Here is a 25,465-nt window from a genome sequence, read left to right as displayed (position 1 = left end):
TTCATTCCATTCTATTTAGCTTTTTTTTCAAGGAAAAAAAACAATGAATAAATCTAAAGTAATTGATTCATACTATAATTACTGTCTAAATGGTTGGTTGCCTGAAGCAAGTAAGAAATATATATCGGTATTAAATAAAGAGTCTGCTTTCAAAGAGAAGATTCTGTCAATGTTTGTATATGCAACTGGCCAGAGTAGCGAAGAGCATTGTCATATTGAAAATGAAAAGAAAGAAAAATCGATCGTACTTAACAATATAGCTAAATCCTCAGAACTAAAAAATTCTGTTTTAGTTTTAAAGGGGTTATCTGTAGAGCGATTTTATCATGAAAGTGCCTCGAGATTCGCTTTTGACGCAGACTTGGTAGTATTAGAAGATCACTTACCATTGCTTGATGCTTTGTTAATTAAGTATGGATACGATATATATTCCAGTACTATTTGGATAAAGGATGTTGTTACAGGAAAAGTTTATAAATCATTCCGATATACGAAAGGGAAAGATGATGATCGTGGATTTGAAATCCATGTTGAGCACTATCCAATCGATGATAATGGTTCGAGAATATTGCTACAATCGTTATATTCTGGCTGCTACAACACTATTTTGAGAGGAACGTATGTCAACGTAGTTAGTGATCTTAATTCTATTTTGATAACACTTATTCAAATTTACGACAAAGATTATCTAACAATTAGGGACTTTGTAGATCTTCTCATTCTGCTTGAAAATAGCGATTTTAAAGCATGTGAGCACATAGTGAGAACGTTAATTAGTTCACATGGATTGGATCCTGCTATTGCAAAGCTTCGCAAATATATTGAAGCTAATGAAATTGACATTACCAAATATTCAAGTGGTGCAGACATAGTCAAAATGGTTTCATGGGAATTTAGTACTCCAGACCTTTCTCAATTTGATAAAGAGTGCGTTACATTAATATCAGACGATCCAGCCGCTAAATCACGAGAACTATTTGATAGAGGCTCTCCTGCAAGATTCTATCGTTTGTTTGAAAATGAGAAAGTAGACGAAAGTAAAGTTTTCAAAATGGAAATAAATATTGGTTGTTTTTACGGGCAAATAACTGGAGATTTCATTGTCTATGAATAACACCAAAGTACTTTCAGAATTAAGTGCTAAAGGTTGGGTGTGTGTTGATACACCTTCATATCTTGGCCACAGTGATGATGTGTTCACTGATTATATTCGAAACACTATAGGCATGCATACCTTTGGATTTCGGTCTGAGATTTTAGGGGATGTCGCGTCTATCCTATCCCCTAAAGAAGGCATTGTTCAATCTAGAAAAAAGTTAAGAGGTCACACTGATGCAAGCTTTCTTCCATTCGATACCGAGTGGAAGAAAATTAGCGGTCTGTCGATAATCCCAAACTATGTAGCACTTCTTTCTATTTGTGGCAGTGATGTGGGAACCACAGTCTGTCATATTGAAGAAATTTTATGTCACATGAATGATGATGAAATTTGCGAGCTTAGTTCACCAAATTATGTATTTGAGTGGCAAAAATCATTTGTTGTGGAATCCAACAAGTTAGATAGTTCTTGGAAGCCTATCCTTCATTTTTCTGATGGCTTTTTTCAAGTTCGATTTTCTAACTCAATAAAGACTTATAAAACAGAGAAAGCAAAAAAATGTGCGATAAAGCTTTCTTCATTATATCAACGCTTGTGCCAAAAGATTGCGCTGAAAACCAACCAGTTACTCATCGTAAACAACAGGAGGTGCATCCATGGTCGAGAGTTTATTTCTGAGGAGAACTTTAGTCGAAAGTTGCATCGATATTACCTCTATGAAAAAGAGGACCTAGTGGTTAAAACGGATATTAAGGGGATTGTATTACCATGAAAATTAATGACAGTTATAAAAAGAAACCTCATAGCAACGATCTGATTGAGCTAGAAAAAGTATTGGATCTAGGTAAGCTTTCAGGGAAAAGCGATACTGTTGAGCAATTTGAGAAAAAAATAGCGGAGCTGTTCGCAGTTGATGATGTAGTCTGTTGTTCTAGTGGAACGAGTGCACTTGTTGCTAGCCTAATGGCTGAAGACATTTGTGCTGATGATGAAGTTTTAGTTCCGTGTTATACGACGATACCTACAACGTTTCCGATCCTGTCAGTTGGAGCTAAGCCTGTCTTTATTGATACCAAAACGTCACATACAACTGAACTATCGATTGACGATTTGCTAAGTAAAATTAATGAAAAAACTAAGGCCATAATAGTCGTCCCTCTATGGGGATATCCAGTCAATTATGATGAGATTGCTGAAGTTTGTAAGAGTCGAGGCATCATTGTTATTGATGACGCTGCGCAAGCTCACTTCAGTACATTTAAGACTGGTCGTCTGGTTGGAACTTTCTCTGATTATGGTTGCTTCTCTCTTCATGATAAGAAAATCCTTTCTACTGGAGAAGGCGGTTTTATCATTCCTTCGTCTCCTCAAAGAGCCAAGCGTTTGCGAGAAATAGTCAACCTTGGGAACCTTAATGGTTTGTCATTTGGCTTGAATTTCAAACTAGGTTCACTCCAAGCGGCTTTAGGTATCTCAAGATGTACACGTGTGTATGATGAACTTACTATTCGTAGAGAGAACGCCGAGAAAATCAAGGAAGGTATAGTTAATACGAGATTTGAAGAAATTGATTGTCTAGGACAACCTAACTACTACAACCTAGTACTTAAAGATAAATATCATAGAGACCTTGGCAATGTTCATGAGGTACTAAAAGATATGGGATTTGAAACGGATTTTCTAAAATATGGGGAGGCTAAGTATAAGTTTGGTATCCTCAATAAATTTTATGATGGCAGTATTGAAAAAGGAGATACTGTCCTCAAAAATCTGATAACCATTCCTACCCATCCAGATCTTTTGCAGGAAGAAATCGACTTTATAATTGAAATGCTGGAGAAGGTTTCATGCTAGAAAAAAGCCTTATTTTAATCAAGCCAGATGCTGTTCATCGAGGGCTTATAGGGAAAATTATCACTGAATTTGAAGAAAAAGGATTCAAAATACATAATATCCGTTCTTTGGTGCTAAATGACGAAGACTTTTACTTCTTATATCCCAAAATTTTGGGTAAGCCCTTCCATAATCAGTTCAAAACGGTAATGCAGTCAGCTCCATCAACTTTGCTGGTTCTGAGTGGACATAATGCTTTAGGAAGTATATTTAACTTCGCCGGAGCTTACTCAAACCCAGAAGAAGACACTACACGTTCAATAAGGCAAAAATATAGTGTTTGGACAGGTGCAGATATAATCCATAGAGCAGCTGATTCCAACGAAGCGGCGAAGCAAATCGCCTATTTCTTTGATGAGGTTTGCGAGTATAAACATAATAATGAAGCTTTTATGGCTAAAGAGTATTGGGATTAATTCAGATTAGACCTGACATTTCGATTTAAAAAGAAGAGAGTTACCCACTTTGATTAAAGGTGCTGAATCTTAAATCAAAGAAACCAAGAGGTAACTCTCTTTCTGAAAGAGAGTATATAACTCATTGTCGGATTTACAAAAAGATCTGGACGAATGAATAGACGACTATAATAATCATCGCACTCATCAAGGAAGAATGTGTTGTGGTCGGACACCAATAGAGACATTATTGGATGGAAAATTAATTTGTGCTGAAAAGAATTTAACCCAAGTTTAATTTAACAGGCACTGAATCAAAGTGGCAACTCAGACGGAGTTGGGTAAGATATTTTTTTTATTCATTGGAGAAATTTTGACTATGTTATCTTTTTCACCCTTTGAAAATTTAGCTCAACAATTGTTACCTATAGCTATAGAAGGTGATGACGGTGCTCATGATATTGCTCATCTCTATAGAGTATGGAAAAACGCACAAAAAATTTGTGAAACAGAATCGGGTAACTTACGACTCGTATTCACCGCAGTGTTGCTGCATGATTGTGTGAGTGTTGAAAAAAACTCGCCAAACCGTCATCTGGCTTCTCGTATGGCAGCAGAAAAAGCAGCATTAATACTGAAAGAATTAAAGTGGTGTGAGGAAGATATTACCGCCGTTTACCATGCCATTGAAGCACATAGTTTTTCTGCGGCATTAACTCCCAGAACATTAGAAGCTCAAATAGTACAAGATGCCGATCGATTGGATTCAATTGGTTTGATTGGTGTTATCCGCTGTTTCTATACCTCTGGCCGCATGGGTTCTTCATTGTATGATTTTCATGATCCTCTGGCAAAACAGCGTGAATATGATGATAAAACCTATGCCGTAGATCATTTCTATACCAAACTATTTAAGATTGGCTCAGGATTTCAGACACAATCAGGTAAACAGATGGCTCATGAGAGGGTTGCGCGTATGAAGCAGTTCCTCGATTCTTTTCTTGATGAAATTCAGGTTGATCCGAGAGCATAAATGCCGCAAGGCTTTTTATGCTCTATATGAACGATTTGAAAACTCTGCTTGCGTAAACTTGGATTGGCTCATGTAGACTTTTTCCATCATAAGAAGAGGTGAAACTATTTTAATCAGTGAATTTGCCTTGGCTAAGTGGGGTTCCCCGTACGCTTACGATCATATAGGCCAATACTAGGGCGTGTTGACGTTTAGCGAGGGATTATTAGGCAGCATGATGATTTGGTATAATTACTTTCGCCAAAAACAACCAGACCTCACCATCATGCCGTGAGCTATGTTAACAGATCTCCATTGGAATAAACTATCTGCATTGATGCAACACACCGGATGGATTTATGACAAACCTGAACACCGTTTGACCTTGGAAGGTATTCTTTACCGGATGAGAACGAGCATTCCCTGGCGTGATTTGCCGCCAGAATTCGGCAATTGGAATAGCGTTTTTCAGCGTTTTAATACTTGGTCGAAGAAAGGTGTTTTACAGCTTATTTTCAAATGGTTATCTAAAATTACTGAGACGGAATGGCTGTTTATTGATGGAACTATCGTCCGGGTTCACCAGCATAGTGCCGGAGCCGCTTCAGATGACGATGAGGCCATTGGCAAAAGCTGTGGCGGGCTTTCAACCAAGATCCATTTAGCCGTCATTCCGCACCTCATTTCTGATTTAAAAATAATGTGATTGACTGCACAGTGTATTGCTTTATTCCCAAAACTAGGTTGACGGCGATCGTGAGGTTTGATCTATTACTTTTATTTGTCGGAAGCCCAATATGTCTCTCGCTGAACCCGCTATCCAACGTCTCGATCATCTTGGCCTTGTCGCCGCCTTTTGTCATGAAGTCGGTTTACCCCGCATGATTGATGTCCTTTTACCTAAATATGCCGACCACTCGGTTTCCCACGGCGAAGCCTTTTTAGCGATGATACTCGTTACGGGGAGGTTCCGCAGCGTTGGTTACTGGTAAAAAGTTTAGGGAGGATTACCGGGTGGTCAGGTTCACGATAGTGTCCACGCAGAAAGACTTGTCTCTGAGTCTCCCCCATCCGAAGCGGTTATCGCTGATAAAGGGTATGATAGCCAGCGTTTCAGAATATTTATTGAACAATGCGAAGCCACTCCGGTGATCCCTTATCGCAAAAATAGTCGACAAGCAGACCAACGCATTGATAAATGTTTATACCGTTATCGTCACTGGGTGGAGAATGCGTTTGCCAGAATTAAACATTTCCGAGCAATAGCAACAAGATACGATAAACTTGAACGGAATTATGCCAGCATGGTGGCACTGGCGTTTATCATTGTCTGGTTGCCAATGTGGGTTGATTGAATTATGACCTTAAAACATCAACAGCCCCTAATATAAAAAATCAACCAAAGAGATAAAGCCGGAGTTATTGCACAATTGCAATCTTAACATTTAGAAATTGTTTGTAGGTTAATAAAAATAGAAACATCTTATTAACATGCCAATGCGAAGTTCTGCGCAAATTAGGCGACTAATGTCACATCCAGATAATTTTTTTGTTAATGAAAGGTAATTGAAAGGTTTCATTATTATAAATAAGCATGCGCCAGGAATTTGTCACTCATCTCCCTTACCGGCGCTTTGTGAGGAATCAAAATGAAAACATTCAAAACATTATTAATCGCTGCAAGCCTACTCCTTTGTACTCATGCCTTTGCCACCAACGTTCCCGGTAGAACTGAATGTATTGCTCCAGCCAAGCCGGGTGGCGGCTTTGATTTAACCTGCAAATTAGTTCAGGTTTCACTATTGGAGACCCATGCCATCAACTCTCCAATGAGAGTCACATTTATGCCCGGTGGTGTCGGTGCGGTTGCCTACAATGCCATCATCGCTCAGCGACCTGCTGAACCGGGTACGATTGTCGCTTTTTCCGGCGGTTCTCTGTTGAATCTTGCTCAAGGAAAGTTTGGCCGTTACAACGTCAATGATGTACGTTGGCTGGCCAGTGTGGGTACAGACTACGGTATGATTGCTGTGCGCTATGATTCTCCTTACAAAACTTTGACAGACCTGATGGATGCCTTCAAAAAAGCACCCGACAAAATTGTATTTGGTGCAGGTGCTTCTATCGGAAGTCAGGATTGGATGAAAACAGCATTACTGGCAAAAGAAGTGGGTATTGATCCCCGCAAAATGCGCTATGTCGCATTTGAAGGCGGTGGAGAACCCATCACGGCCCTGCTGGGCAACCATATTCAAGTTGTTTCTGGCGATCTGGGTGAAACCTTACCTTATCTTAATGGCGACAAAATTCGCATTCTTGCTGTCTATGCTGATAAACGCCTGAACGGCAATCTGGCAAATATTCCAACAGCAAAAGAGCAAGGCTATGACCTTGTTTGGCCAGTTATCCGAGGTTTTTATGTAGGCCCGAAAGTCTCTGATGAGCAATACCAATGGTGGATCGATACCTTTAAAAAGCTACAGCAAACTCCCGAGTTCAAAAAACAGCGCGATCTGCGTGGATTGTTTGAATTCAATATGACTGGCAACGAACTGGATGAGTATGTGAAAAAACAAGTTGTCCAATACCATGATATGGCCAAATCCTTTGGTTTAGCAAAGTAGCAGGAGTACCATCATGAGCGATCGTATCTTTGCTACTGTGTGGCTGGTGCTATGTGGAATAGGGCTGTTTATTGCCTGGGGAATTCATAGTGAATATAGCTACGAACCTTTGGGTCCGCGACCATTCCCAATCATTATTATTTCATTAATGGCATTCTGTTCATTCTTATTACTATTTAAAAAAACTGATCCTGTCTACTGGCCAACACCACAAGTGTTACGTCGCTTAGTTTTGTTGATTGCATCACTGGTCATTTATGCCTGGTTGTTTGAATGGCTGGGATTTCCTCTGGCAACAATATTATTGACCATCAGCGTAGCATTGCTATTTAACGCCACGTTACTCTCGGCAGTTATTTCCGGCATATTTCTTGGAATTTCACTCTTTTTTGCCTTTGATCGTCTGTTAGATGTCACTCTACCCATAGGTCACTGGCTCAGTTAAGGAGACAAAGATGGATACTTGGTTATATCTGAGTCAGGGTTTTGAAGTAGCACTGGTTCCCAAAAATCTGATTATTGCGTTAATCGGCTGTTTTATTGGCACTATTGTTGGCTTACTACCCGGTCTTGGCCCCATTAATGGGGTAGCAATCCTGCTGCCACTGGCTTTTGCATTAAAATTACCTGCTGAATCCGCCCTGATTTTATTGGCAACTGTCTACATTGGTTGTGAATATGGGGGGCGTATTTCCTCGATACTGCTGAATGTGCCGGGAGATGCTGCTGCTATTATGACAACTCTGGACGGTTATCCTATGGCAAAACAGGGGCGTGCAGGTATTGCGCTTTCCATCTCTGCCGTCAGTTCATTCTGTGGTTCACTTCTTGCTATCATTGGCATCATCTTATTTGCCCCTCTTCTGGCACAATGGTCTTTGGCATTCGGACCCGCTGAGTATTTTGCACTGATGATTTTTGCCATTGCCTGTCTCGGCAGCATGATGAGCCAAAACCCGGTTAAGTCGTTATTGGCCGCTTTAATTGGTTTAAGTTTAGCTACCGTAGGCGTAGATTCAAACACTGGCGTCTATCGCTTCACTTTCGATAGCGTACATCTCTCCGATGGTATTCAATTTATCGTTGTCGTAATTGGTTTATTTTCAGTCAGTGAAATTTTGTTGATGCTGGAAAGCACTTCTACCGGGCAAAAAGTGATAAGCAAAACCGGACGCCTGTTATTTAATCGAAAAGAAGCCTCAGTCTGTATTGGGCCAACATTACGGTCATCAGTAATTGGTTTCTTCGTCGGTATATTGCCTGGTGCCGGGGCAACCATCGCCAGTGCAATCACATATATGACGGAGAAACGGCTTAGCGGTAACAGTGATTCGTTTGGCAAAGGCGATATTCGCGGGGTGGCTGCGCCGGAAGCCGCCAACAATGCTTCAGCCTGTGGTTCATTCATCCCGATGCTCACTCTCGGTGTTCCCGGTTCAGGAACAACCGCTGTAATGATAGGCGCGTTGACGCTTTATAATATTACACCCGGTCCCACAATGTTCACTGAGCAACCAGATATCGTCTGGGGGCTTATTGCCGCCTTGCTGATTGCCAATATTTTATTACTGATCATGAATATTCCGATGATCGGGCTATTTACCCGTATGCTGAATGTTCCAATGTGGTTTTTGGTTCCCTCAATAGCCATTATTTCGTCAGTTGGGGTGTATGCCGTTCACAGTACCACATTCGATCTTATGTTGATGATTGGGTTAGGTGTTTTCGGTTATATCCTTCGAAAAATGAATTTCCCAATGTCACCTCTCATCTTAGGGTTTGTCTTAGGCGAAATGCTGGAACAGAACCTGCGACGTGCGCTATCAATCAGTAATGGAAATTTTGAGATCCTGTGGAGCAGTACCATCGCTCAAGTTTTGCTGATTCTGGCAATATTGGTGATTATTATTCCACCTGCTTTGCGTATCATTAATAAACGCCGCAATAAAATCGTGGCATCATAACTAAAATAGCCAATCCACATAATCAATGGATTGGCTTTCATTTTATACAATTAGTCTTTCAAACTGCCTCTTTGTTGGCTGCGCTCGCTCACCCCAGTCACATAGTTATCTATGCTCCCGGGGATTTGCTCTCTTGCCGTCGCGATGCAACTTGAAATCCATTGTGTATAACTGGTAATTTTAAAGCATTAGTCTGAATACTTGCGCATCACCAGGGATGCATTTGTGCCGCCAAACCCGAAGCTATTGGACATGACTGTTCTTAGCTCGCGTTTGGTAGGCTCAGTGATAATATTCATACCCGCGGCTTTTTCATCCAGATCTGCAATATTGATACTTGGCGCAATAACGCCATGCTCCAGCATCAACAGGCTGTAGATCGCTTCATGAGCGCCCGCCGCTCCCAATGAATGCCCTGTCATCGCTTTAGTGGCAGAAATAGCAGGCGTATTATCACCAAAAACTTCTCTGATGGCTTCCAATTCTTTCAAATCACCGATTGGTGTCGAAGTTCCGTGGGTATTAATGTAATCTACGCCACCTTCAACATTGTCTAACGCCATCTGCATGCAGCGTACAGCCCCTTCACCAGAAGGTGCAACCATATCAGCACCATCAGAATTGGCACCATAACCGATGACTTCAGCGTAAATATGCGCACCGCGGGCTAATGCGTGTTCTAATTCTTCAACAACAACAATGCCGCCACCGCCTGCAATCACGAAACCATCACGACTCTGATCATAAGTACGGGAAGCCCGTTCTGGTGTTTCATTATATTTAGTGGAAAGTGCTCCCATTGCATCGAATTCACAAGCCATTTCCCAGCTCAATTCTTCACCACCACCAGCGAAAATCACATCTTGCTTACCAAGTTGGATCAACTCAACAGCATGGCCGATACAGTGTGCTGAGGTCGAGCAGGCAGAACTGATGGAGTAGTTAACACCTTTAATTTTAAAGGGGGTTGCTAAACAAGCTGAGACACCGGAAGCCATTGCGCGTGTAACCATATAAGGCCCAACACCACGCAACCCTCGGGCACGCATACCATCCGAACCCGCAACTTGGTTATAAGGGGAACCACCACCTGAACCAACAACTAAACCTGTACGAATATCGGAAACTTGTTCTTCGGACAGACCTGAATCTTTAATTGCTTCATCCATTGCCAGATAAGCATAAACAGAGGCATCGCTCATGAAACGTTGGATTTTACGGTCAATCAAACCTGATGTATCCAATTTAACATTGCCCCAAACGTGGCTACGCATACCCATTTCTTTGAACTTTTCTGAGAAAGTTATCCCTGAACGGCCTTCTTTCAGAGATTCAAGCACTTCTTCCTGGTTATTACCAATACTGGATACAATCCCCAGACCAGTGATTACTGCACGTCTCATTACTTACCTCATCAATATGTTTACCTGCGGGATTTATTCCCCCGCACTTTAGCGTACACTTGTACGCCGAACAAGTCCGATCAGGTTAAAAATTCATGGAAACATTGATCTGGACTTAGTTATAAAGCTCTCACACGGGTGGTGCAACCAGATGAAGACCGCTAAAATCCTTATAATATTATTGTCAACAATACAGGCATTATTGTGAAAAACAGTGCTATCAGCAGCGCTGCCCTAAGCTGGAATGAGCAGGGCACACCTATTTCAGAACAGTTTGATGATGTTTATTTTTCAAATCAAGATGGTTTAGAAGAAACTTTATATGTATTTTTGAAAGGTAATAAGTTCCCTCAACGCTTTAACACCCATAACCATTCAAACTGCGTCATTGCTGAAACGGGATTCGGTACTGGCTTGAATTTTTTGACACTTTGGCAAGCTTTTTCGCTCTTCAGACAGCAATACCCTGAAGCCCCTCTAAAACGGCTTCATTACATCAGTTTTGAAAAATACCCATTAAAGCCTACAGACCTGAAAACAGCACATCAGCGTTGGCCGGAACTTCAGGCGTTTTCTGAGCAATTATGTCAGCAATGGCCCTTACACCTTGCGGGCTGCCACCGATTAATACTTGATAATGATACCATCACTCTGGATCTTTGGTTTGGAGATGTCAATGATCTATTGCCTAAGATAAATTCAAGCCTGACTGGAAAAGTTGATGCTTGGTTTCTGGATGGTTTTGCTCCCTCCAAAAATCCACAAATGTGGAGCGAACAGCTGTTCACTGCAATGGCAAAATTTTGTCGTCCAGAAGGTACATTTGCAACCTTTACATCTGCCGGAATCGTCCGGCGGGGTTTACAAAATGCAGGTTTTACTGTTTCGAAGATCAAAGGATTTGGACGTAAAAGAGAGATGCTGACCGGTATTTTATCTCCATCAGAAAATCCTCCGCTCTCACTGGCTCACACACCATGGTTTGCCCGCCAGGCGGCTTCTCATACTGATGATATTGCAATTATCGGTGGTGGTATTGCCAGTGCATTGACTGCACTGGCGTTATTGCGCCGTGGCGCAAAGGTCACGTTATATTGTCAGGACGAGCAACCGGCCCAGAATGCATCAGGTAATCAGCAAGCTGCTCTCTATCCCCTGCTTAATGGCCATGACGATCCACTTGAGCATTTCTTCACATCCGCATTTACTTTTGCCCGTCGTCAGTATGACCAATTAAGTAATAACACTATATTGTTTGACCATCAGTGGTGTGGCGTTAGTCAGTTAGCTTACGATGAAAAAAGTGGCAAAAAAATTGACAAAATGCTGCAAACATCATGGCCGGAAGAACTTGCATTTGGTATGGATCGCCAGCAATTAAGCCAAGTCAGCGGATTAGACGTTAATTATCGCGGCATACATTACCCACAAGGTGGCTGGTTATACCCCGCACAATTAACTCAAGCAGCAATTAAACTTGCCGAACAACGTGGAATGTCGGTTCATTTCAATCATAAAGTGCTCCAGTTAATTCAAGATGAAAATGACTGGCAGTTACATATTCAGTACCAAAAACAAAAAAGTTCACAGCAAAAAATCCGACAGAAAAATCATCATGTTGTCATTATTGCCAATGGTCATTGTCTATCACAGTTTGAGCAAACTCAAAAACTTCCTGTCACCGCTGTCCGTGGTCAAGTTAGCCATATCCCAACCACAGCCAGTCTTAATCAACTGAAAAGTGTATTGTGTTATGACGGTTATATGACACCCGTTAATCCCCATAACCAATATCACTGTATTGGCGCCAGTTACCAACGTGAGCAACTGGATACTCAATATTCATCTGCCGATCAGCAAGAAAACCGTGCTCGTTTATTAAAATGTTTTCCTGATGTCGATTGGGTACATGAAGTTAATATTTCGGAAGGAAAATCCAGACAAGGCATACGATGTGTTATTCGGGATCATATGCCAATGGTTGGGAACGTTCCTGTTTTTAGTGAAGTTATGGAGAAATATGCGGATTTGTCTCAACGGATAAATACCGATGAACTTATTGAGGAATCACCTTGTTACCCTGATTTATTTGTACTTGGGGCATTGGGTTCCCGCGGTTTATGTTCTGCACCATTAAGTGCTGAATTACTGGCAAGCCAGATTTTTGGGGAAGCATTGCCACTCGATGATGAAACATTAGCCGCCTTACATCCGAATCGCTTTTGGGTTAGAAAACTACTGCGTGGCAAGGCGATTAAAACAGAAAAACCTTAAACCAGCCTATTCTTCTGCATCAGGTATAGAAAACAGCATACCTGATGCAAATTTCAATTTATCCACTCTCAACAAGGGGCATTCCAACTGACATAACGAAAAGTTGTCAACCTAACAATTTGGAGAGTAGTCACAAGTCAGTCTTTTGTGTCAATCAATTAGGCTGTCGCGCTGTCCAATAATTTTTGCCAGGTTGACAAAATTAAAACCTGATCCGGTGGCGTCAATTCACCCGCTTTAATTGCTTTATGAACGCTTTCTTCAACACGTTGATGGAGTTGTTCAGCCGTATTTGCGCCTTCTTGTTCTAACTCGGCAACAGCCAGTGTCAGATGTCCGCGGAGGTATCCACCAGCAAATAATTCATCATCACTGGCATATTCGACCATATCATCAATTTGCGCCAGAATGCGTGTTTCAAACTCTGCGAGCATTATTTTTCCTCAAAATCTATTTCAATTTAGCAAAAAGCTCTTCCGGGTAAGGAAAATGTTCTGCTTTTAGTGGAGGCGTATTGTAAAACGATTGTAGACCCTGAATAAAGCGCTCTGCTCGTGTGGGTATTCCATTTTCAAGATATTGCATGACCTGTGCATGCACTTTCCGGTGAAACCCTAAACGATCCGGTTCAAAATCGCCTTCAAGGTTGTCACAACTTACGTTAAAGGAGAAACCCGCGGCTACACAGAATAGCCATTCCAACGACTGCGGTTTAATTTCTACTTTTTCAAACTCCCCTTGTGTTTGAGCATCACGACCATCCGGGCAATACCAATAACCGAAATCGACCAGCTTACGACGTTCTTTTCCTGCTATACACCAATGTGAGATTTCATGTAACCCACTGGCATAAAAACCATGGGCAAATACAATCCGGTTATAGCTCACTTCATCGTCTGAAGGCAGGTAAATAGGCTCATTATCACCTTTTATTAAACGGGTATTACAGTCATCGCTAAAGCAATTATCAAAAATTTCAATCAGTTGATGATAATGATGTGCAGTCATGTATTAATTCAGGATCCTAAAATCAAAAATAAAATGCCAGCCAAGTACGGAAAGTCTCTTCGTAATGCTCATAGAGGAGTTTCATGCTCATCAAAAAAGAAATTGTTACCAACATCGGGCGAACTAACTTCTGTCCTTTGCTTAAAACCAGGCTGGCGCCAACTCGAGCGCCAATCATTTGCCCTATCAGCATCACAAAACCCACCAGCCATAAAACTTGTCCACCAAGAATAAAGAAACCCAGTGCACCGATATTGGACGCAAAATTCAATACCTTAGCATGGGCTGTTGCTTTTGCCAGATTGTAGCCACAAAGCATGACATAAGACAGAGCGAAAAAAGAACCTGTCCCCGGCCCGAACACGCCATCGTAAAAACCGATGCCACAACCAGCCAAACAACCAAATGCAACCGGGCCAAGGCGATGCTGTCGATCCTCAGCGCCAATATTGGGCACCAAGAGAAAATAGAGACCGATAATCATCACTAATATTGGCAGTAAATAACGCAGAAAATCAGGTGATACAAATTGAACCAGCAAAGCGCCCAACATAGCACCAATCAGCGTCATGACAATCGCAAAACGTTGAGAGCGCCAATCCACAACACCACGGCGGATAAAGTAAAGACTGGCGGAGAACGAACTTCCGGCAGCCTGTAGTTTACTTGTTGCCAATGCCTGAACAGGGGAAACACCCGCCGATAACAAAGCGGGAATAGTTAATAACCCGCCTCCACCGGCGATAGAGTCGATAAAACCCGCAACTATTGCAACCAAAAAAAGAAAAACATAAATTTCCGGGCCTAAGAATGACCATTCCATTATTTATTTCACCAAGAAACAGCTTGCCTATCACTATGATGTCTTTCGGCATCGACCGGAGCTTATGTCAGACGATCCTTTACTGTCCTGATTTACCAGCGAGGAAGTGATTGTGTCACATCCGCACATTGTGCTCGCTGACGCAGCAAGTGATCCATCAACACAATCGCCATCATTGCTTCTGCAATAGGTACAGCCCGGATGCCAACACAAGGATCGTGCCGGCCACGTGTCACCATGTCCACTTCTTCTCCCTGACGATTAATGGTTTTGCCGGGCACCATAATGCTGGAAGTCGGTTTTAGCGCAATATGTGCAACAATCGGCTGACTGCTGCTGATCCCACCCAGAATACCGCCAGCATGGTTACTGGTGAATCCCCGGGCTGTGATTTCATCACGGTTTTCGCTGCCCCGTAAGTTAACAACAGTGAAGCCATCACCGATTTCCACACCTTTTACTGCATTAATACTCATCAGTGCATGAGCGATATCAGCATCCAAGCGATCAAATACCGGCTCTCCCAATCCCGCAGGGACATTCTCAGCAACTACAGTGACTTTTGCACCGATGGAATCCCCTTCTTTTTTCAATGCCCGCAATAATTCATCAAGCTGAGTTAATTTGCTCTCATCCGGGCAGAAAAAAGGATTGTGTTCAACTAGATCCCAATCTTTCAGTTCGCAATGAATATCGCCCATTTGAGTCAGGCAGGCGCGAATAAGAATACCATGTTTTTCCAACAGGTATTTTTTGGCAATCGCCCCTGCTGCAACACGCATCGCTGTTTCCCGGGCAGATGAGCGTCCGCCACCACGGTAATCACGCAATCCATATTTTTGTTCATAAGTATAATCAGCATGTCCGGGACGGAAAACGTCTTTAATTGCACTGTAATCTTGTGAACGCTGGTCAGTGTTTTCGATCATCAAACCGATGCTGGTGCCTGTTGTTACTCCATCAAAAACACCAGAAAGAATGCGAACCTGATCAGGTTCACGGCGTTGTGTGGTATAACGGGAAGTTCCGGGGCGGCGTCGGTCTAAGTCGATCTGCAAATCTGCTTCTGTAATAGCAATGCCCGGTGGAACACCATCGACAATACATCCCAACGCGATTCCATGAGATTCACCAAACGTAGTGACACGAAAAAACTGCCCAATACTATTTCCTGCCATTCTTACCCTGCCATCATTATTTATGCATTTAAAGAGAGCGAATAACAATAACTCACCCAATGATTAAAACCTATCTTATTTCAACAAATTGATTTACCTTTCTATCCTTCCAGCTTTTAGGCTGCAACGCTTTTTAGCTATAGCGCGAGAGTCATTGGACAGAGATACAATTTATACACAATGGATTCAAGTTGCATCGCGACGGCAAGAGAGCAAATCCCCGGGAGCATAGATAACTATGTGACCGGGATGAGCGAGCGCAGCCAACAAAGAGGCAGTTTGAAAGACGAAGTGTATATATGAAATATCCGTTTTAACCATTGGATGAATGAAAAAAATATCAGTCTTTGAATTGCTGGAAATATTCGTGATGCTCAACGAGTTGCTGGCGAGTCAGTACGAAAACACCATCACCATAATCATGTTCGAATGTTAGCCATTTAAAGGGTACGTCAGGGTATTGCTCAATCAGATGTACCATACTGTTACCTACTTCACATACCAGTATTCCATCTTCCGCAAGAAAATCTGGGGCTGTAGCCAGAATACGACGAGCCAAATCCAACCCGTCTACACCTGCAGCCATGGCTAATTCAGGTTCATGATCGTATTCCTGAGGAAAATCACTCATATCTTCTTCATCGACATAAGGAGGGTTAGTAATAATGATATCGTATTTCATTGGTGGCATATCATGAAATAGATCTGAACGAATCGGGATGACACGTTGGGTAAGCTTATGATTTTCTATGTTTATTTCTGTAACAGCCAAAGCGTCAGGAGAAATATCAACTGCATCAACTTCAGCTTCTGGGAAGGCATGGGCACAGGCAATGGCAATACAACCACTACCAGTACACAGATCCAAAATTGTTGATGGCTGACGTGAGATAAGTCCTTCGAAGCGTTTTTCAATCACATCGTTAACCAATGAACGTGGGATCAAAACCCGCTCATCGACATAAAATTCATGACCACAGAACCAAGCACGATTTATCAAATAAGCAACAGGAACACGTTCATTAACACGGCGCAAGACAAGTTCCACTATGCGCTGACGCTCTGTTGATGTCAGACGTGAAGCCATCATTGAATCCGGAATATCCAGAGGCAAGTGCAACGTGGGAAGAACTAATTGCAAAGCTTCATCCCACGGATGACATGTGGTATGCCCACAATAGATATTCGATTCGTTAAAACGGCTGGTAGACCAACGCAACATATCTAGGATGGTATGCAGCTCTGCAACAGCCTCATCGGCTAAAATCTTATCCAAAAAACACCTCCAAATAACAAAAAAGATATATCAGATTGTTAGTTTGCCATGATCCCGAACACAAATCAGCTTCCTTAGCATGAGAATTGTCTTAGGGTGAAATGGTATAAACAAAACATCGTATTAAGAAAAAGGGCTTTCAAGGGAAGATAGCGTGATTAAAAATAAAATGTATTCGGGAAAGTAAAAACTACCCCATCTATAAAGTAAAAACCACCCTATGTATATAGAGTGGTATGAGATTGGTTAGCTGTTATTTGGTTTTTTCACCCAGAGGTAATAGCTGATGGTCAGCAAGGCTATCCATACAATTCCAACACCCAATGCAATTCGGGTAGCGGGAAAATATCCCAATACAGCAATCACAAATGCCATAAATGCAATAGTCAGAGCAGGTGCGATTGGCCAGAAAGGAACAGGGAATTTAAGCTGTTTCGCTTCTTCTGCCGGCATTTTACGACGCATCATATATTGTGACAGTAAAATCATCAGCCATACCCAGACGGTTGCAAATGTTGCAATGGATGCAATGATTAAAAAGACTTTTTCCGGCAGCAAATAATTCAAAACGACACCAAGCAGCAAAATCCCTGACATGGTTAATACGGTGACCCACGGTACACCGTTTTTTGTCAGTTGCGTGAAAGAAGAGGGAGCCTGCTTTTCCTGAGCCATACCGTACATCATCCGACCGGCGCCAAAGATATCACTGTTGATTGCTGAAATCGCAGCAGTAATCACAACGATATTCAAGATATTCGCCGCCGATTCAATTCCCAAACTAGAGAATATCTGAACGAATGGGCTACCATTTTGTCCTATCTGATTCCACGGATAGATACACATCAGAACAAATAGAGTCAGAACATAAAACAACAAAATACGGAACGGAACCGCATTAATTGCCCTTGGAATGGATTTTTCCGGATTTTTTGCTTCACTGGCTGTAATACCGATAACTTCAATACCACCAAATGCGAACATCACAACCGTAAACGAGGCGATCACCCCCGCAATACCATTTGGCATAAATCCGCCATGTTCCCATAAGTTTGATAGACCAATGACATGGGCGGCTTCTTGGCCGAAACCATACAGCATAATGGCAAAACCACCGGCAATCATGAGAATAATCGCAACAACTTTGATGATTGAAAGCCAAAACTCCATTTCACCAAATACTTTGACGTTACACAGATTTATCGCACCGATGAAAAAGACGATGCCAAGTACCCAAATCCATTGATCGACATGGGGAAACCAGAGTTTCATATAGATGCCGAATGCGGTGACATCAGCAAGACAAACAACCAGCATTTCAAAAACGTAAGTCCAACCAGTCAAAAAACCCGCCAATGGGCCTAAATATTGAGTTGCATAATAAGAGAAAGAACCCGGAGAAGAACGATGAACTGCCATTTCCCCCAACGCTCGCATGACCATGAAAACCGCTGCACCACCAATCGCGTAGGCCAACAATACCGCTGGCCCCGCTGCTTTAATGGCTCCCGCAGAACCATAGAAAAGCCCTGTGCCAATTGCCGACCCTAGTGCCATAAAGCGAATGTGACGAACACTTAAGCCTCGCTTGAGTTGTGAAATGTTTTGCATGATTTATCCTTATGTCTTTTATTATTAATACCCGCCATTTTCCAGCTACCGTTTTGTTGGCTATGTTTATTCCCTTCAGTCAAATAGTGAGCTATATGCTTGGCGATTTGTTCCATTGCTGCCGCACTGCGGATCGATATCTATTGGGTATAGATTGGAAAAGATAAATACTACGATAAGGCCGGTTTTAGCCGGCCTAAAACGATGTGTTTTTATTTAATTTTCTAAGATTTTTCCAGCAGGCAGCAATGCAGACAGTTGCTGTTCCGCCAATAACTGAATAGATTCTTCAATGTCCGGCGCGAAAAAGCGGTCTTTATCGTAATGTGTCACTTTATTTCGCAGGATATGACGGGCTTTTTCCAGTATTGGGCTACTCTTCAGGCCATGGCGAAAATCCATTCCCTGACAAGCAGTCAGCCATTCAATCGCTAAAATTCCGCGTACGTTCTCTGCCATTTCCCATAAGCGGCGACCAGCGGCTGGTGCCATTGATACGTGATCTTCCTGATTGGCCGATGTTGGCAAACTGTCAACACTGGAAGGATGTGCCAATGCTTTGTTTTCACTGGCTAAAGCGGCTGCTGTTACCTGTGCAATCATAAAACCTGAGTTCACACCGCTATTTTCGACCAGAAACGGCGGTAACTGAGACATATTGCTATCCATCAATAAGGCAATACGACGTTCTGACAATGAACCAATCTCTGCCAGTGCAATAGCCAGATTGTCCGATGCCATAGCGACAGGCTCTGCATGGAAGTTACCACCAGAAATCACTTCATCTTCTTCAGTAAATACCAGAGGATTATCGGAAACCGCATTAGCCTCAACCATAATCACATCAGCAGCATGCCGGATCTGGGTTAAACAAGCCCCCATCACTTGTGGCTGGCAACGCAATGAATAAGGATCCTGAACTTTCGGGCAGTTTTTGTGGGATTCAGAGATACCACTTTGCTCTTCCAATACGAGACGATAAAGGGTTGCTACATCAATTTGGCCTTTCTGACCGCGGGCTTCGTGAATACGCGCATCAAATGGCTTACGGGAACCAAGAGCCGCTTCAACAGACAACGCACCACAAACAATCGCCGATGCCAGTAAGTCTTCTGCGGCAAATAATCCTTTCAGAGCAAAAGCCGTTGAAGTTTGTGTTCCATTGAGCAGTGCCAACCCTTCTTTTGCTACAAGACAAATGGGTTTGAGTCCGGCTTTCTCCAGAGCTGCTTTTGCTGGCAACCATTCACCACGATAACGGGCTTTACCTTCACCCAACAACAACAGACTCATATGTGCCAAAGGTGCCAAATCCCCTGAAGCCCCGACTGAACCTTTACTCGGGATACAGGGATATACTTCAGCATTCACTAAAGCGGCTAATCCTTGGATCACTTCCAAACGGATACCAGAATAACCTCGGGCAAGGCTGTTGATTTTCAACACCATAATCAACCGAACAATCTCATCCGCTAAAGGCTCGCCAACCCCCGCAGCATGAGACATCACAATCGAACGCTGTAACTCTTCCAAATCGTGTTCTGCAATGCGGGTATTTGCCAGCAGACCAAAACCGGTGTTGATACCATACGCCGTCCTGTTTTCACTGATGATGCGATTCACACACGCGACACTGTTCTCAATAGCAGGGAAACATTGTTCATCTAACTTAATGTGGACAGGATGCTGATAAACATGGCGTAATTCTTCAAGTGTCATTTGACCCGGATGAATAGTAATATTTTTCATAATCAACAATGCTCCCTTATTTTACATCAATCATTGGCAGGTTCAGTCCCTGTTCTTTCGCACACTGGATAGCCAGTTCATAACCCGCATCAGCATGACGCATAACACCTGTTGCTGGATCATTATGCAATACACGAGCAATACGTTCTGCCGCTTCATCCGTACCATCACAAACAATTACCATACCGGAGTGCTGGGAGAATCCCATACCAACGCCGCCGCCATGATGTAAAGAAACCCATGTTGCGCCACTTGCAGTATTCAGCAATGCATTCAACAACGGCCAGTCAGAAACGGCATCGGAACCATCTTGCATTGATTCTGTTTCCCGATTGGGACTGGCTACAGAGCCTGAATCCAGATGGTCACGGCCAATCACGATCGGAGTGGAAAGTTCCCCACTGCGTACCATTTCATTGAATGCCAATCCCAATTTAGCGCGATCTCCCAGACCCACCCAGCAAATACGCGCAGGCAAACCCTGAAAACTAATGCGCTCTTTTGCCATGTCTAACCAACGATGTAAATGGGTGTCATCTGGCAACAATTCTTTGACTTTAGCGTCAGTTTTATAAATATCTTCAGGATCACCGGAAAGTGCTGCCCAGCGGAAAGGCCCAATACCACGGCAAAACAAGGGACGAATGTAAGCAGGCACAAAACCCGGAAAATCAAAGGCATTTTCAACACCGGATTCTTTTGCCATTTGGCGGATGTTATTGCCATAATCGAAAGTCGGTATACCTTGTTTTTGGAAGGCCAACATAGCTTCAACATGCGCAGCCATGGAAGATTTCGCAGCCTGAGCCACGACTTCCGGCTCTGTCTCAGCGCGACGGCAATATTCCTCCCATGTCCAACCTACCGGTAAATAGCCATGTAACGGGTCATGTGCGCTGGTTTGATCTGTCACCATATCAGGACGGACACCACGACGTACCAATTCAGGCAAGATTTCTGCGGCATTACCGCACAATGCTATCGATACAGTCTTTCCTTCCCGGGTATAGCGTTCAATACGGGCCAAAGCATCATCTAAATCAACAGCTTGTTCATCCACATATTTAGTACGCAGACGAAAATCAATGCGACTTTGCTGACATTCGATGTTCAATGAAGAAGCCCCAGCCAAAGTTGCTGCCAGTGGCTGTGCCCCGCCCATTCCACCCAACCCGGCAGTCAATACCCAGCGTCCGGTTAAATTACCGTTGTAATGTTGGCGGCCGGCTTCTACAAACGTTTCGTAAGTGCCCTGCACAATGCCCTGACTACCAATGTATATCCAGCTACCCGCTGTCATCTGTCCATACATCGCCAATCCCTTGGCATCCAATTCATTAAAATGTTCCCATGTTGCCCAATGTGGAACCAGATTCGAATTGGCAATCAATACACGCGGCGCATTCTCATGCGTCTTGAATACGCCCACTGGTTTACCTGATTGCACCAGCAGGGTTTCATCATTTTCCAGATTTTTCAGGGTCTCAACGATTTTTTCATAGCATTCCCAGTTTCTGGCTGCACGACCTATTCCGCCATAAACAACCAATTCATTGGGATTTTCAGCTACATCCGGATCAAGATTATTCATAAGCATGCGGAGTGGGGCTTCCGTCAGCCAGCTTTTTGCTGTGAGTTGCGCCCCTCTGGGGGCACGAATGGTTACGTTGCTGAATTTATTATTTTGCATCGTCACGGTTTTCCTATTTTATCTTTATGAATTTTGTTAATTGTATAGTTGTATATACATGTATATTCAATAGAAAAAAATGTGACACAGATAAAGTCGATAATATGGAACACATTATCATTTATTATAAATATCAATAAGGTGATGATGATATATTCTGTGAGAAGCAGACTAATGTTTTTACTGATTTTGTGTTTCAAATCACATTTTGTTTACATTATATTTACAAGAATTAATAAAAAAAACCTCTTCAACCCAAAGAAGGTAAAAGAGGCTTTTTACAGTTTAACGGACAGATTATGAACTAAAATGACCTTTCAATTTATATCGATGTCCGGGAAACAATAACTTAGCACTAGAAACAATAAATTCTTTCGACCAAGTTCGGCGGCTGATTAACAAACAAGGCACATTTGCCTCAATTTGCAGTAATCGGCAAGAACGGGCATCTCCCGCAACAGCTTCAACAATATGCTCTCCCTCTGTCAAAGGAGCTACTTGAGATAAGTAATCATGGGCAGTTTGTTGGCTGAAATTCTGCCTCAAATATTCCGGCGCAGCCTGAGCGTTGACATAGCGATCTTCAATTTGCACAGGCACATCATTTTCATAATGTAAAATAATCGAATGGTAGAGAGGCGCGTCTACCGCAATACTAAATTCCGCAGCCTGCGTTATATTGGCACTCACCTCAGAAAGTTTCAGTACTTTACAACTATGTTGATGAGAACGTGAGATAATTTCATCCGCAATACTGTGAATTTCAAACAAAGCGGATTGTCCTTTCGGCTCAGAAACAAACGAACCGACTCCTTGCAGGCGGAATAGAAAACCTTCTGCTGTAAGCTCCCGCAATGCCCTATTGGCAGTCATGCGGCTACAGTGAAATTGCTTGACTAATTCAGCTTCAGAAGGAACCCTATCATGCGGTTTCCATTCACCTGTATAAATTTTCTCAATAATTGTTTGTTTGACTTTCGCATACAAAGGTATTGGCTTGACAAATTCACCTGATAAATTGGCTGCCACAATTACTTGCCTCTCACTTTTTATCCATACCACTTTTATCTATTCCACTTTTATCTATTCCACCAGTGCACCAATTGCCATGCGAGACGCGCCGCCGCCTTGCCTCCCATTCCTTGAATATCATACAAGGGGTTGAGTTCGACCAAATCCACAGCTTGCAATTTTTTACTCTGGCAGATGAGTTGAACCAATGGCAATAAACGTTCTAGCGGAACACCCAATGCCGCTGGTGCAGAAACTGCTGGCATTTGCCAAATTGGCAGCACATCCAAATCGATAGTCATATAAATAATATCAACTTGATTAATTATATCTTGCAATTGCTGTTGTACCTTATCCAGCATCGACTCGACACAATGAGTATCCCAAATAATTGTGACATCAAGATGATTCGCCTCATCCAATAACGCTTGAGTATTCGATGACAAACTGGCCCCGACACAAGTGTAATTGAATGGACGCTGGTGCTGCTGACAATAGTGAGTAAGCTGCCTAAATGGCGTTCCTGATGTGGGTTGTAACGAATTTCGTAGATCCAGATGCGCATCAAAATTGATAATACCAACACGCTGAGTCGGAAACGCGCGATATATCCCCATTCCATGAGCAAATGCCGTTTCATGCCCGCCACCAAAAATCAGCGTTTTCATGCTATGATGCTGACACTCATATACCACATCACTAAGCGCCTCTTGTGCTTCACTCAATTTTTCAGAATCAGCCCGGATATTTCCCAGATCCACCAGCCGCTCATGGCCATCATAGCTAGCCAGATTTGCCAATGATTGACGCAAATATTCAGGCCCTGATTTCGCTCCCGGACGTCCTTGATTCAGTTTGACGCCTTCATCACACTCAAATCCCAATAATGCAATATGGTGAGGAAACTCTTCTGGGGAAAAACTGGCGGGTTGTTTTATTGTCTGGAATACTCGCAGAGCATTCTCAGCTTCCGCAAGATCATCACGCCCTTGCCAAATATTCTCCGATGTTGGATGCCATAAGTTCATATTTTATTCCTCGCCACTGTTAATTATTGCAATCGTTATCTAAGTGAGAATGGTTTGTGATTTCACCGCGATAAACACGATAAACCAATGGATTGCGTCCCAATTCATATAAAATATCAACCGGATTCTCGGCATCCCAGACAACAAAATCAGCCATATAACCAGCGGCCAATTGACCATGGCTATCAACTCGCCCTAATGCACGGGCTGCATGGATCGTCACACCCTGCCACGCTTCTTCTGGCGTCAAACCAAACTGCACGCAAGCCATGTTCATAATCAGACGCAAAGAAGCAAATGGACTGGTACCTGGATTGAAATCTGTCGAAATAGCCATTGGAATACCATATTGGCGCAATAATGCGATGGGGGGACGCTTCGTCTCTCTCAGGAAATAAAATGCTCCCGGCAGTAACACTGCGGCTGTTCCACTGCGGCTGATGGCTTCAATTCCCTTTTCATCTAAGTGTTCAATGTGATCAACTGACCAGCCTTGATATTCAGCCACTAATTCACTGCCGCCTAAATTAGAAAGTTGCTCAACATGACCTTTTACTGGAATATTTAACCGTTTTGCGGTATCAAACACGCGCTTGGTCTGGTCAATATTAAAACCGACTGTTTCACAAAACACATCTACAGATTCAAATAACTTTTTCTGCCAAAGCGCAGGAAGAATGGTTTCACAAACTAAATCGATATAAGCATCAGGATTGTGTTTGTATTCGGGTGGAACAGCATGGGCTGAGAGTAATGTTGGGCTAATTTCGATGGGATTTTTCTGTGTCAACGCTCGCACGACATTCAACTGCTTTTCTTCATTATCCAGATCTAATCCATAACCTGATTTTATCTCGACTGTTGTCACACCTTCAGCAATCAAAGCATCAAGCCGCTTTTGAGCAGAGATTTCCAATTGATGGGCAGGGCTGTTTCTCGTTGCATTGACCGTTGAATTAATCCCCCCACCTTTGGCACTAATCTCTTCATAAGAAACTCCATTCAAGCGCAGTTCCCATTCAGATGCCCGATTACCGCCAAAAACTAAATGGGTGTGGCAATCGATTAAGCCGGGAGTAATTAGCCGCTGTTCTGCATCAATAATTTTACAATTTTTGCTTGGCACACTCTCTGTCGGTAAAACTGCCAAGATCTTCTCATCCCGGATAATCAGATCATGCTGCTCTAACATTCCATAATTACTTTTACCATCAATGTGCTTAATTGCAGGGTTCATTGTGGCAAGTCTGGCATTACGCCAAATAACATCGGTATCTTTCAGTTCAATCGACATTACTCTCTTCCTGTTATTTTTTCTTATTAACATCAGCCTTTATGTTGTATATACATTTATTTTATAACCAAGCATGATTGTCAAATCATTTTATGTTTATCTTGTTCCTTAAGACGATAGCTTCTAAGAAAAA

Annotated in this window: 21 protein-coding genes and 4 pseudogenes; 13 read left to right on the top strand and 12 right to left on the bottom strand. The window is 42.6% G+C overall.

Annotated elements, in window-relative coordinates; all coding sequences use genetic code 11:
- Nucleotides 1-43: 43 nt before the first annotated feature.
- From AC5JQI_RS12095 to AC5JQI_RS12040, 12 genes and pseudogenes are all read left to right on the top strand, one after another.
- Nucleotides 44-1,114, top strand: coding sequence for a nucleotidyltransferase family protein (locus AC5JQI_RS12095; RefSeq protein ID WP_493912346.1), 1,071 nt, complete (start codon nt 44-46; stop codon nt 1,112-1,114).
- Nucleotides 1,107-1,871 carry a Fe(II)-2OG oxygenase family protein gene (locus AC5JQI_RS12090; protein ID WP_493912345.1) on the top strand — a complete coding sequence of 255 codons (765 nt, stop codon included), beginning with the start codon at nt 1,107-1,109 and terminating at the stop codon, nt 1,869-1,871. Before AC5JQI_RS12095 ends, AC5JQI_RS12090 begins: the two co-directional genes overlap by 8 nt.
- The gene (locus tag AC5JQI_RS12085) at nt 1,868-2,953 is read left to right on the top strand and encodes a DegT/DnrJ/EryC1/StrS family aminotransferase (protein ID WP_493912344.1); all 1,086 of its coding nucleotides are present in this window, start codon (nt 1,868-1,870) and stop codon (nt 2,951-2,953) included. Before AC5JQI_RS12090 ends, AC5JQI_RS12085 begins: the two co-directional genes overlap by 4 nt.
- Nucleotides 2,947-3,408, top strand: coding sequence for a nucleoside-diphosphate kinase (locus AC5JQI_RS12080; protein WP_493912343.1), 462 nt, complete (start codon nt 2,947-2,949; stop codon nt 3,406-3,408). Before AC5JQI_RS12085 ends, AC5JQI_RS12080 begins: the two co-directional genes overlap by 7 nt.
- Nucleotides 3,409-3,529: 121 nt before the next feature.
- Nucleotides 3,530-3,685 (top strand): annotated as a pseudogene (locus AC5JQI_RS12075) (IS481 family transposase); the annotation flags it as partial.
- 81 nt (nt 3,686-3,766) lie between these two features.
- A complete protein-coding gene (locus tag AC5JQI_RS12070) occupies nt 3,767-4,420 on the top strand; it encodes an HD domain-containing protein (protein WP_493912342.1) in 654 nt (217 codons plus the stop codon).
- A gap of 277 nt (nt 4,421-4,697) precedes the next feature.
- Nucleotides 4,698-5,069 (top strand): annotated as a pseudogene (locus AC5JQI_RS12065) (IS5 family transposase); the annotation flags it as partial.
- A 127-nt stretch (nt 5,070-5,196) separates the two neighbouring features.
- A pseudogene (locus AC5JQI_RS12060) lies at nt 5,197-5,355 on the top strand (DUF4277 domain-containing protein); the annotation flags it as partial.
- A gap of 51 nt (nt 5,356-5,406) precedes the next feature.
- A pseudogene (locus AC5JQI_RS12055) lies at nt 5,407-5,754 on the top strand (transposase); the annotation flags it as partial.
- Nucleotides 5,755-6,048: 294 nt separating this feature from the next.
- A complete protein-coding gene (locus AC5JQI_RS12050; protein ID WP_493912341.1) occupies nt 6,049-7,023 on the top strand; it encodes a Bug family tripartite tricarboxylate transporter substrate binding protein in 975 nt (324 codons plus the stop codon).
- Between the two features lie 13 nt (nt 7,024-7,036).
- Nucleotides 7,037-7,468 (top strand): tripartite tricarboxylate transporter TctB family protein, encoded by a 432-nt coding sequence (locus tag AC5JQI_RS12045; RefSeq protein WP_237387371.1) that lies wholly within the window; start codon nt 7,037-7,039, stop codon nt 7,466-7,468.
- Nucleotides 7,469-7,478: 10 nt separating this feature from the next.
- Complete coding sequence (locus AC5JQI_RS12040) at nt 7,479-8,987, top strand: tripartite tricarboxylate transporter permease (RefSeq protein ID WP_493912340.1); 1,509 nt, start codon at nt 7,479-7,481, stop codon at nt 8,985-8,987.
- Between the two features lie 188 nt (nt 8,988-9,175).
- Here AC5JQI_RS12040 and fabB read toward each other — a convergent pair whose 3' ends face one another.
- Entirely contained in the window at nt 9,176-10,390 is a 1,215-nt protein-coding gene (gene fabB / locus AC5JQI_RS12035; protein WP_237387369.1) for a beta-ketoacyl-ACP synthase I, read from the bottom strand.
- A gap of 204 nt (nt 10,391-10,594) precedes the next feature.
- On the opposite strand from fabB, the gene mnmC reads away from it, so the two are divergent.
- On the top strand, nt 10,595-12,664 hold the full coding sequence (mnmC, locus tag AC5JQI_RS12030) for a bifunctional tRNA (5-methylaminomethyl-2-thiouridine)(34)-methyltransferase MnmC2/FAD-dependent 5-carboxymethylaminomethyl-2-thiouridine(34) oxidoreductase MnmC1 (protein ID WP_493912339.1): 2,070 nt from the start codon (nt 10,595-10,597) through the stop codon (nt 12,662-12,664).
- Nucleotides 12,665-12,822: 158 nt separating this feature from the next.
- On the opposite strand, the gene AC5JQI_RS12025 is transcribed toward mnmC, so the two are convergent.
- The 11 genes from AC5JQI_RS12025 to hutI form a co-directional block, all read right to left on the bottom strand.
- The gene (locus tag AC5JQI_RS12025; RefSeq protein ID WP_237387367.1) at nt 12,823-13,098 is read right to left on the bottom strand and encodes a YfcL family protein; all 276 of its coding nucleotides are present in this window, start codon (nt 13,096-13,098) and stop codon (nt 12,823-12,825) included.
- 16 nt (nt 13,099-13,114) lie between these two features.
- Nucleotides 13,115-13,672, bottom strand: coding sequence for an elongation factor P hydroxylase (locus AC5JQI_RS12020; RefSeq protein ID WP_237387366.1), 558 nt, complete (start codon nt 13,670-13,672; stop codon nt 13,115-13,117).
- Between the two features lie 22 nt (nt 13,673-13,694).
- Complete coding sequence (locus AC5JQI_RS12015; protein ID WP_493912338.1) at nt 13,695-14,495, bottom strand: sulfite exporter TauE/SafE family protein; 801 nt, start codon at nt 14,493-14,495, stop codon at nt 13,695-13,697.
- Between the two features lie 92 nt (nt 14,496-14,587).
- Nucleotides 14,588-15,673, bottom strand: coding sequence for a chorismate synthase (aroC, locus tag AC5JQI_RS12010; RefSeq protein ID WP_237387364.1), 1,086 nt, complete (start codon nt 15,671-15,673; stop codon nt 14,588-14,590).
- A gap of 340 nt (nt 15,674-16,013) precedes the next feature.
- Nucleotides 16,014-16,949, bottom strand: coding sequence for a 50S ribosomal protein L3 N(5)-glutamine methyltransferase (prmB, locus tag AC5JQI_RS12005; protein WP_237387363.1), 936 nt, complete (start codon nt 16,947-16,949; stop codon nt 16,014-16,016).
- Between the two features lie 246 nt (nt 16,950-17,195).
- Nucleotides 17,196-18,560, bottom strand: coding sequence for an amino acid permease (locus AC5JQI_RS12000; protein ID WP_493912337.1), 1,365 nt, complete (start codon nt 18,558-18,560; stop codon nt 17,196-17,198).
- 216 nt (nt 18,561-18,776) lie between these two features.
- The gene (hutH, locus tag AC5JQI_RS11995) at nt 18,777-20,309 is read right to left on the bottom strand and encodes a histidine ammonia-lyase (RefSeq protein ID WP_237387361.1); all 1,533 of its coding nucleotides are present in this window, start codon (nt 20,307-20,309) and stop codon (nt 18,777-18,779) included.
- Between the two features lie 16 nt (nt 20,310-20,325).
- The gene (gene hutU, locus AC5JQI_RS11990; protein WP_493912336.1) at nt 20,326-22,005 is read right to left on the bottom strand and encodes a urocanate hydratase; all 1,680 of its coding nucleotides are present in this window, start codon (nt 22,003-22,005) and stop codon (nt 20,326-20,328) included.
- 291 nt (nt 22,006-22,296) lie between these two features.
- Nucleotides 22,297-23,028 carry a histidine utilization transcriptional repressor HutC gene (gene hutC, locus AC5JQI_RS11985; RefSeq protein WP_493912335.1) on the bottom strand — a complete coding sequence of 244 codons (732 nt, stop codon included), beginning with the start codon at nt 23,026-23,028 and terminating at the stop codon, nt 22,297-22,299.
- 50 nt (nt 23,029-23,078) lie between these two features.
- Nucleotides 23,079-24,038: a formimidoylglutamase gene (hutG, locus tag AC5JQI_RS11980; protein ID WP_493912334.1), complete on the bottom strand. Its 960-nt coding sequence runs from the start codon at nt 24,036-24,038 to the stop codon at nt 23,079-23,081.
- Between the two features lie 19 nt (nt 24,039-24,057).
- Nucleotides 24,058-25,332, bottom strand: a complete 1,275-nt coding sequence (hutI, locus tag AC5JQI_RS11975; RefSeq protein WP_493912333.1) for an imidazolonepropionase — start codon at nt 25,330-25,332, stop codon at nt 24,058-24,060.
- Between the last annotated feature and the right edge of the window lie 133 nt (nt 25,333-25,465).

It is taken from the genome of Xenorhabdus sp. XBWT, assembly GCF_059072735.1.
This window is presented reverse-complemented; position numbering and strand designations above follow the sequence as displayed.